17 protein-coding genes are annotated in these 17,404 nt (G+C 71.3%); 16 read left to right on the top strand and 1 reads right to left on the bottom strand.

What is annotated here, in order from left to right; genetic code table 11:
• The first annotated feature begins 289 nt into the window (after positions 1-289).
• The 3 genes from AB0N63_RS14620 to nusB are packed head-to-tail and all read left to right on the top strand — an operon-like array spanning position 290 to position 2,456.
• Entirely contained in the window at positions 290-1,396 is a 1,107-nt protein-coding gene (locus AB0N63_RS14620) for an aminopeptidase P family protein (protein ID WP_365528722.1), read from the top strand.
• A 47-nt stretch (positions 1,397-1,443) separates the two neighbouring features.
• Positions 1,444-2,010, top strand: coding sequence for an elongation factor P (efp, locus tag AB0N63_RS14625; protein WP_009187601.1), 567 nt, complete (start codon positions 1,444-1,446; stop codon positions 2,008-2,010).
• A 2-nt stretch (positions 2,011-2,012) separates the two neighbouring features.
• Positions 2,013-2,456, top strand: a complete 444-nt coding sequence (gene nusB / locus AB0N63_RS14630; RefSeq protein WP_365528725.1) for a transcription antitermination factor NusB — start codon at positions 2,013-2,015, stop codon at positions 2,454-2,456.
• Positions 2,457-2,682: 226 nt separating this feature from the next.
• On the opposite strand, the gene bldD is transcribed toward nusB, so the two are convergent.
• A complete protein-coding gene (gene bldD / locus AB0N63_RS14635; RefSeq protein WP_019984640.1) occupies positions 2,683-3,186 on the bottom strand; it encodes a transcriptional regulator BldD in 504 nt (167 codons plus the stop codon).
• A 255-nt stretch (positions 3,187-3,441) separates the two neighbouring features.
• Here bldD and pyrR point away from each other — a divergent pair, with 255 nt between their 5' ends.
• From pyrR to AB0N63_RS14700, 13 genes are all read left to right on the top strand, one after another.
• Complete coding sequence (pyrR, locus tag AB0N63_RS14640) at positions 3,442-4,047, top strand: bifunctional pyr operon transcriptional regulator/uracil phosphoribosyltransferase PyrR (protein WP_365528729.1); 606 nt, start codon at positions 3,442-3,444, stop codon at positions 4,045-4,047.
• Between the two features lie 148 nt (positions 4,048-4,195).
• Complete coding sequence (locus AB0N63_RS14645) at positions 4,196-5,173, top strand: aspartate carbamoyltransferase catalytic subunit (protein ID WP_365528732.1); 978 nt, start codon at positions 4,196-4,198, stop codon at positions 5,171-5,173.
• A gap of 3 nt (positions 5,174-5,176) precedes the next feature.
• A complete protein-coding gene (locus AB0N63_RS14650; protein WP_365528735.1) occupies positions 5,177-6,463 on the top strand; it encodes a dihydroorotase in 1,287 nt (428 codons plus the stop codon).
• The gene (locus tag AB0N63_RS14655; RefSeq protein ID WP_365528738.1) at positions 6,460-7,059 is read left to right on the top strand and encodes a hypothetical protein; all 600 of its coding nucleotides are present in this window, start codon (positions 6,460-6,462) and stop codon (positions 7,057-7,059) included. Before AB0N63_RS14650 ends, AB0N63_RS14655 begins: the two co-directional genes overlap by 4 nt.
• Positions 7,056-8,198 (top strand): glutamine-hydrolyzing carbamoyl-phosphate synthase small subunit, encoded by a 1,143-nt coding sequence (carA, locus tag AB0N63_RS14660; protein WP_365528741.1) that lies wholly within the window; start codon positions 7,056-7,058, stop codon positions 8,196-8,198. Before AB0N63_RS14655 ends, carA begins: the two co-directional genes overlap by 4 nt.
• Entirely contained in the window at positions 8,191-11,499 is a 3,309-nt protein-coding gene (carB, locus tag AB0N63_RS14665) for a carbamoyl-phosphate synthase large subunit (protein WP_365528744.1), read from the top strand. Before carA ends, carB begins: the two co-directional genes overlap by 8 nt.
• 119 nt (positions 11,500-11,618) lie before the next feature.
• The gene (locus tag AB0N63_RS14670) at positions 11,619-12,734 is read left to right on the top strand and encodes a quinone-dependent dihydroorotate dehydrogenase (RefSeq protein WP_365528772.1); all 1,116 of its coding nucleotides are present in this window, start codon (positions 11,619-11,621) and stop codon (positions 12,732-12,734) included.
• Positions 12,731-13,576 carry an orotidine-5'-phosphate decarboxylase gene (pyrF, locus tag AB0N63_RS14675; RefSeq protein ID WP_365528746.1) on the top strand — a complete coding sequence of 282 codons (846 nt, stop codon included), beginning with the start codon at positions 12,731-12,733 and terminating at the stop codon, positions 13,574-13,576. The genes AB0N63_RS14670 and pyrF overlap by 4 nt, the downstream gene beginning before the upstream one ends.
• A gap of 255 nt (positions 13,577-13,831) precedes the next feature.
• Complete coding sequence (locus AB0N63_RS14680) at positions 13,832-14,155, top strand: integration host factor (RefSeq protein ID WP_003977346.1); 324 nt, start codon at positions 13,832-13,834, stop codon at positions 14,153-14,155.
• Between the two features lie 59 nt (positions 14,156-14,214).
• On the top strand, positions 14,215-14,808 hold the full coding sequence (gmk, locus tag AB0N63_RS14685; protein ID WP_027758538.1) for a guanylate kinase: 594 nt from the start codon (positions 14,215-14,217) through the stop codon (positions 14,806-14,808).
• A 51-nt stretch (positions 14,809-14,859) separates the two neighbouring features.
• Positions 14,860-15,132, top strand: coding sequence for a DNA-directed RNA polymerase subunit omega (gene rpoZ / locus AB0N63_RS14690; protein ID WP_009187588.1), 273 nt, complete (start codon positions 14,860-14,862; stop codon positions 15,130-15,132).
• 136 nt (positions 15,133-15,268) lie between these two features.
• A complete protein-coding gene (gene coaBC, locus AB0N63_RS14695) occupies positions 15,269-16,471 on the top strand; it encodes a bifunctional phosphopantothenoylcysteine decarboxylase/phosphopantothenate--cysteine ligase CoaBC (RefSeq protein WP_365528749.1) in 1,203 nt (400 codons plus the stop codon).
• Between the two features lie 237 nt (positions 16,472-16,708).
• On the top strand, positions 16,709-17,404 hold a 696-nt coding region (locus tag AB0N63_RS14700), incomplete at its 3' end, for an S-adenosylmethionine synthetase N-terminal domain-containing protein (protein WP_365528752.1).

The raw sequence follows: 17,404 nt of genomic DNA on the forward strand, positions 1-17,404 counted from the left end.
CCTGGGAGGTGCCCCCAGGGCGGCACGGGTGGGCCCCGGCACACCCCCTTGCTCGTAGAACTCGGGGGGCGTCCCTCCAGCGTGGGCCGGCGCCCCGCCCCCAGCGCACCGCCGCCCGGCCCCGAAGCGACCCAGCCGAACCGCCCCGCGAGCAGCGCACCCACAGCTCCGTGCGCGGCGCACCCATCCAGCCCGCCGCGCGCAGCGCACCGCACCCCGCCCGCCGGAGGCGAACCCACTCGGCCGCTCTCGACCGGCAATTTCCGGCCACCCCTCTTACGCTCGGTTCATGTCAGAGGTGTACGCGGCCCGCCGAACCCGGCTACGGGAGCGCTGCAACGCGGGCGGCAGCGCGGCGGCGCTGGTGACTCGTCCCGCCAATGTGCGGTACCTCGCGGGCGCCGCCCCGCACGGTGCCGTCCTGCTCCTCGGAAAGCGCGAGGACCTTCTGGTGTGCCAGAGCCCACCGGACGACCGGCCCTGCGAAGGGCGCCCCGACGACAACCTGCGGGTGCAGATCCTGCCCCAGCCCGGCGGCGACCCGGCCGTCGCGGCGGCAGGCCTCGCCCAGGCCCAGGACGCCGACTCCCTGGCCGTGGAGGAGCACCACCTCACCGTGGCCCGCCACCGCGCGCTCACCTCGGTGACCCCCAGACTGCGGCTGACCGACCTCGGCAGCGCGGTCGAGCAGCTCAGGGTCGTCAAGGACGAGGAGGAGATCTCCTGCCTGCGGATCGGCGCCGAGATCGCCGACCAGGCCCTGGGCGAACTCCTGGAGTCCATCCTCGTCGGCCGCACCGAACGCCACCTGGCGCTGGAACTGGAGCGCCGCCTGGTCGACCACGGCGCCGACGGACCCGCCTTCCCCACCTCCGTGGCCACCGGCCCGAACTCCGGCCGTCGCGGCCACCGCCCCACCGACCGCAGGGTGGAGGAGGGCGACTTCCTCTCCGTCTGCCTCGGCGCCGCCTACCGCGGCTACCGCTGCGAGATCGGCCGCACCTTCGTGATCGGCACGTCCCCCGCGGACTGGCAGATCCAGCTGTACGAGCTGGTCTTCGCCGCCCAGCGGGCCGGCCGGGAGGCGCTGACGCCGGGCGCGGCGTACCGCGAGGTGGACCGCGCCGCCCGGCAGGTGCTGGACTCCGCGGGCTACTCCGAGGGTCTCCAGTCGCTCACCGGACACGGTGTCGGACTCGAAATCGACGAGGACCCGCAGTTGGCCCCCTCGGCCATGGGTAAACTGGACGCTTGCGTGCCGGTCACCGTCGAACCGGGGGTCCACCTCCCGGGACGGGGCGGTGTCCGGATCGATGACACGCTCGTCGTACGCCCCGAGGCGGACGGCGGACCCGAGCTACTCACCATCACGACCAAGGAGCTGCTCGCGCTATAGGTGCGTGCCCCGGGGTCGTCCACGTCAGTCCAGGAGATTCCGCAACCGTGGCTTCCACGAACGACCTCAAGAACGGCCTGGTGCTCAAGCTCGAAGGCGGCCAGCTCTGGTCCGTCGTCGAGTTCCAGCACGTCAAGCCCGGCAAGGGCCCGGCCTTCGTGCGCACCAAGCTCAAGAACGTGCTCTCCGGCAAGGTCGTCGACAAGACCTTCAACGCCGGCGTCAAGGTCGAGACGGCCACCGTCGACAAGCGCGACATGCAGTTCTCCTACATGGACGGCGAGTACTTCGTCTTCATGGACATGGAGACCTACGACCAGCTGATGGTCGACCGCAAGGCCGTCGGCGACGCCGCCAACTTCCTGATCGAGGGCTTCACCGCCACGGTCGCCCAGCACGAGGGCGAGGTGCTCTTCGTGGAGCTGCCGGCCGCCGTCGAGCTGACCGTCCAGGAGACCGAGCCGGGCGTCCAGGGCGACCGCTCCACCGGCGGCACCAAGCCCGCCACGCTGGAGACCGGCCACCAGATCCAGGTCCCGCTCTTCATCACCACCGGTGAGAAGATCAAGGTCGACACCCGCACGAGCGACTACCTCGGCCGGGTGAACAGCTAACCGTGGCTGCCCGCAACACGGCCCGCAAGCGCGCCTTCCAGATCCTCTTCGAGGGCGACCAGCGCGGTGTCGGCGTCCTCACGGTCCTCGCGGACTGGGTCCGGCTCTCCCGCTCCGACACCCGGCAGCCGCCGGTCAGCGAGTACACGATGCAGCTGGTCGAGGGGTACGCCGAGCACGCGACCCGGATCGACGAGCTGATCGCGCAGTACGCCGTCGGCTGGACGCTGGACCGTATGCCGGTCGTCGACCGCAACATCCTGCGGCTCGGCGCGTACGAGCTGATCTGGGTCGACGAGACCCCGGACGCCGTCGTGCTGGACGAGATGGTGCAGCTGGCGAAGGAGTTCTCCACGGACGAGTCGCCCTCGTTCGTCAACGGCCTGCTCGGTCGGCTGAAGGACCTCAAGCCCTCGCTGCGCCGCGACACGGGCACCGAGGCCTGACGGATCCGGCAGCGACCGGATCCCGGCAGGCGTACGAGGCACGCCTGTGCCGAGGGGCCCGCAGCGTCACCGCTGCGGGCCCCTCGGCGTTCCGTGCGCCTCCCGGTGCCCGGGTGCCCCCGCAGGGCCGCAGAAGGCCGCCGGGGTGGCCGGAACCATGTGGTTCCGGCCACCCCGGCGGCACGTTTCTTCAGTTGTCTTCCGAGACCTGGGCGGCCGGCGGGGCTCAGGCCTCCTCGTGGGCCGCCACCGCGCGCCGCGCGTCCGCGTCCAGCACGCCCCAGCTGATCAGCTGCTCGGTGAGGACCGAGGGCGACTGGTCGTAGATGACGGCGAGCGTGCGCAGGTCGTCCTGGCGGATCGAGAGCACCTTGCCGTTGTAGTCGCCGCGCTGCGACTGGATCGTCGCCGCGTACCGCTGCAGCGGGCCGGCCTTCTCGGCGGGCACCGTGGCCAGCCGCTCCAGGTCGAGGACCAGCTTCGGCGGGGGCTCGGCGGCACCGCCCGGGGTGGTGCCCGGCAGCAGCTCCTGCACGGGGACCCCGTAGAAGTCCGCCAGCTCGGCGAGGCGCTGCACGGTCACGGCACGGTCGCCGCGCTCGTACGACCCGACCACGACCGCCTTCCAGCGTCCCTGGCTCTTCTCCTCGACACCGTGGAGGGAAAGGCCCTGCTGGGTGCGGATGGCCCGGAGCTTGGCCCCGAGCTGTTTGGCGTATTCGCTGGACATATGGCTCCCCGGAACACTGTGTCGACGCGGCTGGACGGGATTCCACGCCGCGCGGCTGGTAACTCACTGTGAGGTTACGCAGCGTTACTCTGCCGCGTCAAGCCGAATGGTGCGGCCCGCCGCTTCCGTGCTAACGATCCGCCGTCGCGCCGAGGGGGTGAGCGGAGCGGTCCCCGGCACCTGCTACCGTGGTTGGCGCAAATCCGACGTCCTTTAAGGTCCGTCCCGTGAGGCGGAGAAGGAGGTCCGTTTCGTATGGACAAGATCGACAAGCAGGACGCACACGCCGCGGCGCGAGCGTCCGACGCGCGGCCCGTTCTCGAAGCCCCCGACATCGCCCGGGTGCTGACCCGGATCGCCCACGAGGTCGTCGAGCGCGCCAAGGGCGCCGACGACGTCGTGCTCCTCGGCATCCCGACCCGGGGCGTCTTCCTCGCCCAGCGGCTCGCCGCCAAGCTCGAGCAGATCACCGAGCGCAAGATCCCGGTCGGCTCGCTGGACATCACCATGTACCGCGACGACCTGCGCATGCACCCGCCGCGTGCGCTGGCCCGCACCGAGATCCCCGGTGACGGCATCGACGGCCGCCTGGTCGTCCTCGTGGACGACGTGCTCTTCTCCGGCCGCACCATCCGCGCCGCCCTCGACGCGCTCAACGACATCGGGCGCCCCCGCGCGGTGCAGCTCGCCGTCCTCGTCGACCGCGGCCACCGCGAACTGCCCATCCGCGCCGACTACGTCGGCAAGAACCTCCCCACGTCGCTGCGGGAGACGGTCAAGGTCCAGCTCGCCGAGGAGGACGGTCGCGACACCGTGCTGCTCGGTGCCAAGCCGGACGCCGCGGGCGAGTCGCAGCACTAGCCCACGCGCGCGTACCCGCCGACGCGCGCCCCGCGCCCGTGCCCGTACGCGCGCCCGCGCCCGGTCATGCCTTCCGGGGCCCCGCCACGAGCCGCCGCGCCCGCCCCGGCCCCGCCTCCCGAATGAACTTCCTTACGGAGCCTGACAGATGCAGCGTCATCTCATCTCGGCCGCCGACCTCACCCGCGACGACGCCGTCCTGATCCTCGACACCGCCGAGGAGATGGCCCGGGTCGCCGACCGGCCGATCAAGAAACTGCCGACCCTGCGCGGCCGTACCGTCGTCAACCTCTTCTTCGAGGACTCCACCCGCACCCGGATCTCCTTCGAGGCCGCCGAGAAGCGGCTGTCCGCGGACGTCATCAACTTCTCCGCCAAGGGCTCCAGCGTCTCCAAGGGCGAGTCCCTGAAGGACACCGCGCAGACCCTGGAGGCCATGGGCGTCGACGCCGTCGTCATCCGGCACGGCGCCTCCGGAGCCCCGTACCGCCTGGCCACCTCCGGCTGGATCGACGCCGTCGTCATCAACGCCGGTGACGGCACCCACCAGCACCCCACCCAGGCGCTGCTCGACGCCTTCACCATGCGCCGCCGCCTGATCGGCCGCGACGCCGGGCTCGGTCAGGACCTGTCCGGCCGGCGCGTCACCATCGTCGGCGACGTCCTGCACAGCCGGGTCGCCCGCTCCAACGTCGACCTGCTGCACACCCTCGGCGCCGAGGTGACCCTGGTCGCCCCGCCCACCCTGCTGCCGGTCGGCGTCGAGTCCTGGCCCTGCGAGGTCTCCTACGACCTCGACGCCACCCTGCCCAAGTCGGACGCCGTGATGATGCTCCGCGTCCAGCGCGAGCGCATGAACGCCGCCTTCTTCCCCACCGAGCGCGAGTACTCGCGCCGCTACGGCCTCGACGGCGAGCGCATGGCGCGGATGCCCGAGCACGCCGTCGTGATGCACCCCGGCCCGATGGTCCGCGGCATGGAGATCACCGCCGAGGTCGCCGACTCCCCGCGCTGCACCGTCGTCGAGCAGGTCGCCAACGGCGTGTCCATCCGGATGGCCGTCCTCTACCTGCTGCTCGGCGGCAACGAGCCCGCCGTCACCCACACCCGCACCGAGGAGAAGTAGAAGATGAGCAAGATCCTGATCCGCGGTGCCAAGGTGCTCGGCGGCGAGCCGCAGGACGTGCTGATCGACGGCGAGACCATCGCCGAGGTCGGTGCCGGTCTCAGCGCCGAGGGCGCCGAGGTCGTGGAGGCCGACGGCAAGGTGCTCCTGCCGGGCCTGGTCGACCTGCACACCCATCTGCGCGAGCCCGGCCGCGAGGACTCCGAGACCGTCCTCACCGGCACCCGCGCCGCCGCCTCCGGCGGCTACACCGCCGTCTTCGCCATGGCCAACACCTTCCCCGTCGCCGACACCGCCGGCGTGGTCGAGCAGGTCTGGCGGCTCGGCCGGGAGCACGGCTACTGCGACGTGCAGCCCATCGGCGCCGTCACCGTCGGCCTGGAGGGCAGGAAGCTCGCCGAACTCGGCGCGATGCACGAGTCCGCCGCCGGCGTCACCGTCTTCTCCGACGACGGCAAGTGCGTGGACGACGCGGTGATCATGCGCCGCGCCCTGGAGTACGTGAAGGCCTTCGGCGGCGTCGTCGCGCAGCACGCGCAGGAGCCGCGGCTGACCGAGGGCGCGCAGATGAACGAGGGCGTCGTCTCCGCCGAGCTGGGCCTGGGCGGCTGGCCGGCCGTCGCCGAGGAGTCGATCATCGCCCGGGACGTGCTGCTCGCCGAGCACGTCGGCTCCCGCGTCCACATCTGCCACCTCTCGACCGCCGGCAGCGTCGAGATCGTCCGCTGGGCCAAGTCCCGCGGCATCGACGTCACCGCCGAGGTCACCCCGCACCACCTGCTCCTCACCGACGAGATGGTGCGCACCTACAACCCGGTCTACAAGGTCAATCCGCCGCTGCGCACCGAGCGCGACGTGCACGCGCTGCGCGAGGCCCTCGCCGACGGCACCATCGACATCGTCGCCACCGACCACGCCCCGCACCCGCACGAGGACAAGGACTGCGAGTGGGCCGCCGCCGCCATGGGCATGGTCGGCCTGGAGACCGCCCTGTCCGTGGTCCAGGCCACCATGGTCGACACCGGACTGCTGGACTGGGCCGGCGTCGCCGACCGCATGTCCCTCACCCCCGCGCGGATCGGCCGCGCCACCGGGCACGGACGCCCCGTCTCGGCAGGTGAGCCCGCCAACCTCACCCTCGTCGACACGGCATACCGTGGGCAGGTGGACCCCGCGGGCTTCGCCTCGCGCAGCCGCAACACCCCCTACGAGGGACGTGAGCTGCCGGGCCGTGTCACCCACACGTGGCTCCGGGGCAAGGCCACGCTCGTCGACGGGAAGCTCACGTGACACCTGCAACACTGCTCGCAGCCGGCTACGCCGCCCGGATCGCCGCCGAGGAGAAGTCGGCCGCGGTCACCGACTGGGGCGCCCGCATCGGCTGGCTGGTCGGCCTCGCCCTCTTCGTCGCGCTCGTCTACTGGCTGATGCGCGAGGGCTGGAAGTGGCGCGGCACCCTCCAGGGCGATCTGCCCGAGCTGCCCGGCGCGCCGGAGGAGCCCGGGGCGGCGAGACTGACGATGACCGGCCGGTACCACGGCTCCACCACCGCCGGTCAGTGGCTGGACCGCATCGTGGCGCGCGGCCTGGGCACCCGCAGCCGCGTCGAGCTGACGCTCACCGACGCGGGCCTGGACGTCGTACGCCCTGGCGCGCCGGACTTCTTCGTCCCGGCCGCTCAGCTGCGCGGGGCCCGGCTGGACAAGGGCATCGCCGGCAAGGTCCTCACCGAGGGCGGCCTGCTGATCGTCACCTGGACGCACGGCGACCGGCTGATCGACTCCGGTTTCCGCTCCGACCGGGCGGCCGAGCACGCCGAGTGGGTCCAGGCCCTCAACTCCATGATCGAAGTCGAAACGAACACCACGGAAGGCGTCGAACGATGACCACCTCCTCTAGGGGAACCGCGAGGGTTCCCGCCGTACTCGTCCTGGAGGACGGCCGGATCTTCCGCGGCCGCGCCTACGGGGCCGTGGGGGAGACGTTCGGCGAAGCCGTGTTCTCCACCGGCATGACCGGCTACCAGGAGACCCTCACCGACCCGTCGTACCACCGCCAGGTCGTCGTCATGACGGCCCCGCACGTCGGCAACACCGGCGTCAACGACGAGGACCCCGAGTCGCAGCGCATCTGGGTGGCCGGCTACGTCGTGCGCGACCCCGCGCGCGTCCCGTCCAACTGGCGCGCCAAGCGCTCCCTGGACGAGGAGCTGGCCGCGCAGGGCGTCGTCGGCATCAGCGGCGTCGACACCCGCGCCCTCACCCGCCACCTGCGCGAACGCGGCGCGATGCGGGTCGGCATCTTCAGCGGCGACGCCGTCCAGGACGACGCCGCGCTGCTGGCCCGCGTCCAGGAGGCCCCCGAGATGGTCGGCGCGGACCTCTCCGCCGAGGTCGCCACCCGGGAGGCGTACGTCGTCCCGGCGATCGGCGAGAAGAAGTTCACCGTCGCCGCCGTGGACCTCGGCATCAAGGGGATGACCCCGCACCGCATGGCCGAGCGCGGCATCGAGGTGCACGTCCTGCCCGCCACCGCCACCGTCGAGGACGTCTACGCCGTCGAGCCCGACGGAGTGTTCTTCTCCAACGGCCCCGGCGACCCGGCCACCGCCGACCACCCGGTCTCGGTGATGCGGGGCGTCCTGGAGCGCGGCACGCCGCTGTTCGGCATCTGCTTCGGCAACCAGATCCTCGGCCGCGCGCTCGGCTTCGGCACCTACAAGCTGAAGTACGGTCACCGTGGCATCAACCAGCCCGTGCAGGACCGTACGACCGGCAAGGTCGAGGTCACCGCGCACAACCACGGCTTCGCCGTCGACGCCCCGACCGACCAGGTCTCCGAGACCCCCTTCGGCCGGGCCGAGGTCTCCCACGTCTGCCTCAACGACAACGTGGTGGAGGGCCTCCAGCTCCTCGACAAGCCGGCCTTCAGCGTCCAGTACCACCCCGAAGCGGCGGCCGGCCCGCACGACGCCGCCTACCTGTTCGACCGCTTCGTTTCCCTGATGGAGGGCCAGCGTGCCTAAGCGCACCGATATCCAGTCCGTCCTGGTCATCGGCTCCGGCCCGATCGTCATCGGCCAGGCCGCCGAGTTCGACTACTCCGGCACCCAGGCGTGCCGCGTCCTGCGCGCCGAGGGCCTGCGGGTGATCCTCGTCAACTCCAACCCGGCGACGATCATGACCGATCCGGAGATCGCCGACGCCACGTACGTCGAGCCGATCACCCCCGAGTTCGTCGAGAAGATCATCGCCAAGGAGCGCCCCGACGCCCTGCTGCCCACCCTGGGCGGCCAGACGGCCCTGAACACCGCGATCTCGCTGCATGAGAACGGCGTCCTGGAGAAGTACGGCGTCGAGCTGATCGGCGCCAACGTCGAGGCGATCCACAAGGGCGAGGACCGCGACCAGTTCAAGCTGGTGGTCGAGGAGGTCCGCAAGAAGATCGGGCACGGCGAGTCCGCCCGCTCGGTGATCTGCCACACCATGGACGACGTCCTCCAGGGCGTCGAGACCCTCGGCGGCTACCCGGTCGTGGTCCGCCCCTCCTTCACCATGGGCGGCGCCGGCTCCGGCTTCGCCCACGACGAGGAGGAGCTGCGCCGCATCGCCGGCACCGGCCTCACGCTCTCCCCGACCACCGAGGTGCTCCTGGAGGAGTCCATCCTCGGCTGGAAGGAGTACGAGCTGGAGCTGATGCGCGACAAGAACGACAACGTGGTGGTCGTCTGCTCCATCGAGAACTTCGACCCGATGGGCGTGCACACCGGCGACTCGATCACCGTCGCCCCGGCGATGACGCTCACCGACCGCGAGTACCAGATCCTGCGCGACATCGGCATCGCCGTCATCCGCGAGGTCGGCGTCGACACCGGCGGCTGCAACATCCAGTTCGCGGTCGATCCGGAGGACGGCCGGGTCATCGTCATCGAGATGAACCCGCGCGTCTCGCGCTCCTCGGCGCTGGCCTCCAAGGCCACCGGCTTCCCCATCGCCAAGATCGCCGCCAAGCTCGCCGTCGGCTACACGCTGGACGAGATCCCCAACGACATCACGCAGGAGACCCCGGCCTCCTTCGAGCCCACGCTCGACTACGTGGTCGTCAAGGCCCCGCGGTTCGCCTTCGAGAAGTTCCCGAGCGCCGACTCCACCCTCACCACCACCATGAAGTCGGTCGGCGAGGCCATGGCCATCGGCCGCAACTTCACCGAGGCCTTCCAGAAGGCGCTGCGCTCCCTGGAGAAGAAGGGCAGCCAGTTCACCTTCGTCGGCGAGACCGGCGACAAGACGGCGCTGCTCGAAGAGGCCGTACGCCCCACCGACGGCCGGATCAACACCGTGATGCAGGCCATCCGGGCCGGCGCGACCCCCGAGGAGGTCTTCGCGTACACGAAGATCGACCCGTGGTTCGTGGACCAGCTCTTCCTGATCAAGGAGATCGCCGACGAGCTGGCCGAGTCCCCCGAGCTGACCCGCGACCTGCTCGCCGAGGCCAAGCGGCACGGCTTCTCCGACCAGCAGATCGCCGAGATCCGCGGCCTGCGCGAGGACGTGGTGCGCGAGGTGCGGCACGCGCTCGGCATCCGTCCGGTCTACAAGACCGTCGACACCTGCGCCGCCGAGTTCGCCGCCAGGACCCCGTACTTCTACTCCTCCTACGACGAGGAGACCGAGGTCGCGCCGCGCGAGAAGCCCGCCGTGATCATCCTCGGCTCGGGCCCCAACCGCATCGGCCAGGGCATCGAGTTCGACTACTCCTGCGTCCACGCGTCCTTCGCGCTGTCCGACGCCGGGTACGAGACCGTGATGGTCAACTGCAACCCGGAGACCGTCTCCACCGACTACGACACCTCCGACCGGCTCTACTTCGAGCCGCTCACCCTGGAGGACGTCCTGGAGATCGTCCACGCCGAGCGGCAGGCCGGCCCCGTCGCCGGCGTCGTCGTCCAGCTCGGCGGACAGACCCCGCTGGGCCTGTCCCAGGCGCTCAAGGACAACGGCGTGCCGATCGTCGGCACCTCGCCCGAGGCCATCCACGCCGCCGAGGACCGCGGCGCCTTCGGCCGGGTGCTCGCCGAGGCGGGCCTGCCCGCCCCCAAGCACGGCACCGCCACCACCTTCGCCGAGGCCAAGACCATCGCCGACGAGATCGGCTACCCGGTCCTCGTGCGCCCCTCCTACGTCCTGGGCGGCCGGGGCATGGAGATCGTCTACGACGAGGCCCGCCTGCAGACCTACATCGCCGAGTCCACCGAGATCAGCCCGTCCCGCCCGGTCCTGGTCGACCGGTTCCTGGACGACGCCATAGAGATCGACGTCGACGCCCTCTACGACGGCGAGGAGCTGTACCTCGGCGGCGTCATGGAGCACATCGAGGAGGCCGGCATCCACTCCGGCGACTCGGCGTGCGCCCTGCCGCCGATCACCCTGGGCGGCTTCGACATCAAGCGGCTGCGCGCCTCCACGGAGGCCATCGCGCGCGGTGTCGGGGTGCGTGGTCTGATCAACATCCAGTTCGCGCTGGCCGGCGACATCCTCTACGTCCTGGAGGCCAACCCGCGCGCCTCCCGCACCGTCCCCTTCACCTCGAAGGCGACCGCGGTGCCGCTGGCCAAGGCCGCCGCCCGGATCTCGCTGGGCGCGACCGTCGCCGAGCTGCGCGCGGAGGGCCTGCTGCCCAAGAGCGGCGACGGCGGCACGATCCCGCTGGACGCGCCGATCTCCGTCAAGGAGGCCGTCATGCCGTGGTCGCGCTTCCGCGACATCCACGGCCGCGGCGTGGACACCGTCCTCGGCCCGGAGATGCGTTCCACCGGCGAGGTCATGGGCATCGACTCCGTCTTCGGCACGGCGTACGCCAAGTCGCAGGCCGGTGCCTACGGCCCGCTGCCCACCAAGGGCCGCGCCTTCATCTCGGTCGCCAACCGGGACAAGCGTTCGATGATCTTCCCCGCCCGTGAGCTGGTCGCCCACGGCTTCGAACTGCTCGCCACCTCCGGCACCGCCGAGGTGCTCAAGCGCAACGGCATCAACGCCACCGTCGTGCGCAAGCAGTCCGAGGGCACCGGCCCGAACGGCGAGAAGACCATCGTCCAGCTCATCCACGACGGCGAGGTCGACCTCATCGTCAACACCCCCTACGGCACCGGCGGCCGCCTCGACGGCTGGGAGATCCGCACGGCGGCCGTGGCGCGGTCCGTGCCCTGCCTGACGACCGTCCAGGCGCTCGCCGCGGCGGTCCAGGGCATCGACGCCCTCAACCACGGCGACGTGGGCGTGCGCTCGCTCCAGGAACACGCCGAGTTCCTGACCGCGGCCCGCGACTAGCAGCCAGCCCCGAGGGGGACACCGGAAACGGTGTCCCCCTCTTCATGAGCCCCCTCATGCCCCTCTTGACGCGACGGACGCATGAGACGCCTCATGACGACACCGAGGACTTCTCCGAGATGTACAAGATCTTCTTCCGCCTCGTCTTCCGGCGGATGGACCCGGAAGCAGCCCACCACCTCGCCTTCCGCTGGATCCGTCTCGCCGCCCGGATCCCCGTGCTGCGCACCTTCCTCGCCGCCGCCCTGGCCCCCCGCTGCAAGGAGCTGCGCACCGAGGCCCTGGGCCTGCGCATGCACGGCCCGTTCGGCCTCGCCGCCGGTTTCGACAAGAACGCCGTCGCCATAGACGGCATGTCCATGCTGGGCTTCGACCACGTGGAGATCGGCACCGTCACCGGCGAGCCCCAGCCCGGCAACCCCAAGAAGCGGCTGTTCCGCCTCGTGGCCGACCGGGCGCTGATCAACCGCATGGGCTTCAACAACGACGGGTCGCTCGCCGTCGCCGCCCGCCTGGCCTCGCGCACGCCGGTCTTCAGGACCGTGGTCGGCGTCAACATCGGCAAGACCAAGGTCGTCCCCGAACAGGAGGCCGTCGGCGACTACGTGAAGTCCGCCGAGCGCCTGGCGCCGTACGCCGACTACCTCGTCGTCAACGTCTCCTCGCCCAACACGCCCGGCCTGCGCGACCTGCAGGCCACCGAGGCGCTGCGCCCGCTGCTGAGCGCGGTGCGCGAGGCCGCCGACCGGGCCGTGCCGGGCCGCCGCGTGCCGCTGCTGGTCAAGATCGCCCCGGACCTCGCCGACGAGGACGTGGACGCGGTCGCCGACCTCGCCGTGGAACTGGGCCTGGACGGCATCATCGCCACCAACACCACCATCGCGCGCGAAGGCCTCGGCCTGACCTCCGACCCGGCCCTCGTCCAGGAGACCGGCGGCCTGTCCGGAGCCCCGCTCAAGGCTCGCTCCCTGGAGGTGCTGCGCCGCCTGTACGCGCGCGTGGGCGACCGGATCACCCTCGTCGGCGTGGGCGGCATCGAGAGCGCCGAGGACGCCTGGCAGCGCATCCTGGCCGGCGCCACGCTGGTCCAGGGCTACAGCGCCTTCATCTACGAGGGCCCGTTCTGGAGCCGAACCCTCCACAAGGGCCTGGCCGCGCGCCTGCGCAACAGCCCCTACGCCACCCTCGCCGACGCGGTCGGCGCCGATGTGAAGAAGGCGGGAGAAACCGTATGAGCCCCCTGGAACCCTTCGGCGCGCGTCTGCGCCGCGCCATGGACGAGCGGGGGCCGCTGTGCGTCGGCATCGACCCGCACGCCTCCCTGCTCGCCGAGTGGGGGCTGGACGACGACGTGGCGGGCCTGGAGCGGTTCAGTCGCACCGTCGTGGAGGCGGTGGCCGACCGGGTCGCCGTGCTCAAGCCGCAGAGCGCCTTCTTCGAGCGGTTCGGCTCGCGCGGCGTGGCCGTGCTGGAGACGGCGGTGGCCGAGGCGCGCGCGGCCGGCGCGCTCGTCGTCATGGACGCCAAGCGCGGCGACATCGGCTCGACCATGGCCGCCTACGCCGAGTCCTTCCTGCGCAAGGACGCCCCGCTGTTCTCCGACGCGCTGACCGTCTCGCCCTACCTCGGCTACGGCTCGCTGCGGCCCGCGGTGGAGCTGGCCCGGCAGAGCGGCGCGGGTCTGTTCGTGCTGGCGCTGACCTCCAACCCGGAAGGCGGCGAGGTGCAGCACGCCCGGCGCTCCGACGGCCTGGACGTCGGCGCGACCATGCTCGCGCACCTGGCCGCCGAGAACGCGGGGGAGCGGCCGCTGGGCTCCTTCGGCGCGGTGGTGGGCGCCACGCTCGGCGACCTGTCCTCCTACGACCTGGACGTCAACGGACCGCTGCTGGCGCCCGGGATCGGCGCGCAGGGGGCCACGCCGGCCGATCTGCCGGCCGTCTTCGGCGCGGCGGTGCGCAATGTCGTCCCGAACGTCAGCCGGGGTGTTCTGCGTCACGGTCCCGACGTCGCCGCACTGCGGGGCGCCGCGGAGCGTTTCGCGGAGGAGATCCGGGCGGCGGTGGCCGCCGGCTGAGACGCGGGCCGGACGGTCCGGGGTCCGCCGGAGTCTGGATTCCTCCCCGAATCCGGGGCAGTATGTCCTAAATGTCTGGCCTGAGCGAGGCTGACCAGGACTTTTCCGCTGTTCTCGCTGACTCTTGGGCCCTCGACCGCTAGTCTCCGTCGAGAGCGCACGGGCAAGCGTGTCGCCCGTAGCTCCCCTGGTGTGGGGCGAAACGCCTCCTCACCGGTCCGTATCCGACAGTTCGACATCCGAGGTGACGTAGGCGTGGCTCTTCCGCCCCTTACCCCTGAACAGCGCGCAGCCGCGCTCGAAAAGGCCGCCGCGGCTCGCCGGGAGCGGGCCGAGGTCAAGAATCGACTCAAGCACTCCGGCGCCTCCCTGCACGAGGTCATCAAGCAGGGCCAGGAAAACGACGTCATCGGCAAGATGAAGGTGTCGGCCCTTCTTGAGTCCCTGCCGGGCGTGGGCAAGGTCCGCGCCAAGCAGATCATGGAGCGACTCGGCATCTCCGAGAGCCGCCGGGTGCGCGGCCTCGGCTCCAACCAGATCGCTTCCCTGGAGCGTGAGTTCGGCAGCACCGGTTCCTGAGTCGAGGGTCCCCGGGACGCGCGTCCCGGGCACCCCGCGATTGCTGGAATAATCGCTGCATGGCTGTAACACCCCGGGGGGCGACCCCCGTACCCCCGGACGCACGTCCGCGGCTGACCGTGCTCTCCGGCCCTTCCGGGGTCGGCAAGAGCACGGTCGTCGCCCATATGCGCAAGGCGCACCCCGAGGTCTGGCTCTCGGTGTCGGCGACGACCCGCAAGCCCCGCCCCGGTGAGCAGCACGGCGTCCACTACTTCTTCGTCACCGACGAGGAGATGGACAAGCTGATCGCCAACGGCGAGCTGCTGGAGTGGGCCGAGTTCGCGGGCAACCGCTACGGCACGCCGCGCGCCGCCGTGCTGGAGCACCTGGAGGCCGGCGTGCCGGTCCTGCTGGAGATCGACCTCCAGGGCGCCCGGCAGGTCCGCGAGACCATGCCGGAGGGCCGCCTGGTCTTCCTCGCCCCGCCCTCCTGGGAGGAGCTGGTGCGCCGGCTCACCGGCCGCGGGACCGAGCCGCCCGAGGTGATCGAGCGCCGGCTCGAGGCCGCCAAGATCGAGCTGGCGGCCGAGCCGGAGTTCGACGAGACCCTGGTCAACACCTCCGTCGAGGACGTGGCGCGCGAGCTGCTAGCCTTGATGGACGTCGTGTGATCGTCACTGGTCATGCTGACTGAATCTTTCCCATCCATCGGAAGGTAGAGCGTGTCCTCTTCCATCTCCGCGCCCGAGGGCATCATCAACCCGCCGATCGACGAGCTCCTCGAGGCCACCGACTCGAAGTACAGCCTCGTGATCTACGCGGCGAAGCGCGCCCGCCAGATCAACGCGTACTACTCGCAGCTCGGCGAGGGCCTCCTCGAGTACGTCGGTCCGCTCGTCGACACCCACGTCCACGAGAAGCCGCTCTCCATCGCCCTGCGCGAGATCAACGCGGGTCTGCTGACCTCCGAGGCCATCGAAGGCCCGGTGCAGTAAGTCCGCACCGCGCAGGTCTCACCCGCGCACCTCAGTAGGTTTCTCCACAGGCCCGGCAGCGCGACTGCCGGGCCTGTGGTGTGTCATAGAAGGCGTGCGCCGCCCGGCGCACCGGGGCCGAGTCCGGGGAGAGACGGTGGACAAGCCGAAGGTCGTTCTGGGGGTCAGCGGCGGCATCGCCGCCTACAAGGCGTGCGAGCTGCTGCGGAGACTGACCGAGTCCGGGCACGACGTCCGGGTGGTGCCCACCGCCTCCGCGCTGCACTTCGTGGGCGCCGCCACCTGGTCCGCCCTGTCCGGCAACCCGGTCGCCACCGAGGTCTGGGACGACGTCCACGAGGTGCCGCACGTCCGCATCGGCCAGCACGCCGACCTGGTGGTCGTGGCCCCGGCGACGGCCGACATGCTCGCCAAGGCGGCCCACGGCCTCGCCGACGACCTGCTGACCAACACCCTGCTGACCGCCCGCTGCCCGGTGGTCTTCGCCCCGGCCATGCACACCGAGATGTGGGAGCACCCGGCCACCCGGGAGAACGTGGCGACGCTGCGCCGCCGCGGCGCCGTGGTCATCGAACCTGCGGTCGGCCGGCTGACCGGCGTCGACACCGGAAAGGGCCGGCTGCCCGACCCGGCGGAGATCTTCGAGGCCTGCCGCCGCGTCCTCGCCCGGGGCGCGGCCGAGCCCGACCTCGCCGGCCGGCACGTCGTCGTCAGCGCCGGCGGCACCCGCGAACCCCTCGACCCGGTCCGCTTCCTCGGCAACCGCTCCTCCGGCAAGCAGGGCTACGCGCTGGCGCGCACGGCCGCGGCCCGCGGCGCCCGGGTCACCCTGGTCGCCGCCAACACCGGTCTGCCCGACCCGGCGGGCGTGGACGTCGTCCCGGTCGGCACGGCCGTGCAGCTGCGCGAGGCGGTCCTGAAGGCCGCAGCGGACGCCGACGCGGTCGTCATGGCCGCCGCCGTCGCCGATTTCCGTCCCGCCTCCTACGCCACCGGAAAGATCAAGAAGAAGGACGACCAGGAACCGGAGCCCATCGTTCTGGTGCGTAATCCGGACATCCTCGCCGAGATATCGGCCGACCGGGCGCGGTCCGGACAGGTGATCGTGGGCTTCGCCGCCGAGACCGACGACGTCCTCGCCAACGGTCGCAAGAAGCTCGCCCGCAAGGGCTGCGACCTGCTGGTGGTGAACGAGGTGGGGGAGCACCGCACCTTCGGCGCCGAGGACAACGAGGCCGTGGTGCTGGCCGCGGACGGCGGCGAAACCCCGGTGCCGCACGGCCCCAAGGAGGCCCTGGCCGAAACCGTGTGGGACCTGGTGGTCGCCAGACTGCGATGAGTGCTTCGCTTCGCCGCACGATCCACTCGCATCCCTCACCCGACGCGTGGCGACCCTGGCCAAGGCCGCCGTGCATTGGGCAGAATGCCCGTGCCGCAGGTCACAGCGTTCCCGAGAGGCGAGACGGGTGGGCCGGTGGCCGAGCGCGACCGATAAACTGTTCCACGGACGGCCGGGCGCAGCCCCGCGTCATCCGCCCATGATCAGCCAGCAGCCGCTGCAACCCCAGGGAGCGTTGTGTCCCGTCGTCTGTTCACCTCGGAGTCCGTGACCGAGGGTCACCCCGACAAGATCGCTGACCAGATCAGCGACACGATTCTCGACGCGCTCCTGCGCGAGGACCCGACCTCCCGGGTCGCCGTGGAGACGTTGATCACCACCGGCCTGGTGCACGTGGCCGGCGAGGTCACGACCAAGACCTACGCGGACATCGCGACCCTGGTCCGCAACAAGATCCTCGAGATCGGCTACGACTCCTCGAAGAAGGGCTTCGACGGCGCCTCCTGCGGTGTGTCGGTGTCGATCGGCGCGCAGTCCCCGGACATCGCGCAGGGTGTGGACACGGCGTACGAGACCCGGGTCGAGGGCGACGACGACGAGCTGGACCGGCAGGGCGCGGGCGACCAGGGCCTGATGTTCGGCTACGCCACGGACGAGACGCCGACCCTGATGCCGCTGCCGGTCTTCCTGGCGCACCGCCTGTCCAAGCGGCTGTCGGACGTGCGCAAGAACGGCACGATCCCCTACCTGCGCCCGGACGGCAAGACGCAGGTCACCATCGAGTACGACGGTGACAAGGCGGTCCGTCTGGACACCGTGGTCGTCTCCTCGCAGCACGCCTCCGACATCGACCTGGAGTCGCTGCTCGCCCCGGACATCCGTGAGTTCGTGGTGGAGCCGGAGCTGGCGGCGCTGCTGGAGGACGGCATCAAG

The organism is Streptomyces sp. NPDC093260, assembly GCF_040683715.1.
GTDB classification, from domain to species: Bacteria; Actinomycetota; Actinomycetes; order Streptomycetales; family Streptomycetaceae; genus Streptomyces; species Streptomyces sennicomposti.

Coding starts and splice junctions, on each gene's coding strand:
- AB0N63_RS14620 (WP_365528722.1), top strand. CDS start 290: ATGTCAGAGGTGTACGCGGCCCGCCGAACCCGGCTACGGGAGCGCTGC.
- bldD (WP_019984640.1), bottom strand. CDS start 3,186: ATGTCCAGCGAATACGCCAAACAGCTCGGGGCCAAGCTCCGGGCCATC.
- pyrR (WP_365528729.1), top strand. CDS start 3,442: ATGGACAAGATCGACAAGCAGGACGCACACGCCGCGGCGCGAGCGTCC.
- AB0N63_RS14645 (WP_365528732.1), top strand. CDS start 4,196: ATGCAGCGTCATCTCATCTCGGCCGCCGACCTCACCCGCGACGACGCC.
- AB0N63_RS14650 (WP_365528735.1), top strand. CDS start 5,177: ATGAGCAAGATCCTGATCCGCGGTGCCAAGGTGCTCGGCGGCGAGCCG.
- carA (WP_365528741.1), top strand. CDS start 7,056: ATGACCACCTCCTCTAGGGGAACCGCGAGGGTTCCCGCCGTACTCGTC.
- AB0N63_RS14670 (WP_365528772.1), top strand. CDS start 11,619: ATGTACAAGATCTTCTTCCGCCTCGTCTTCCGGCGGATGGACCCGGAA.
- pyrF (WP_365528746.1), top strand. CDS start 12,731: ATGAGCCCCCTGGAACCCTTCGGCGCGCGTCTGCGCCGCGCCATGGAC.
- gmk (WP_027758538.1), top strand. CDS start 14,215: ATGGCTGTAACACCCCGGGGGGCGACCCCCGTACCCCCGGACGCACGT.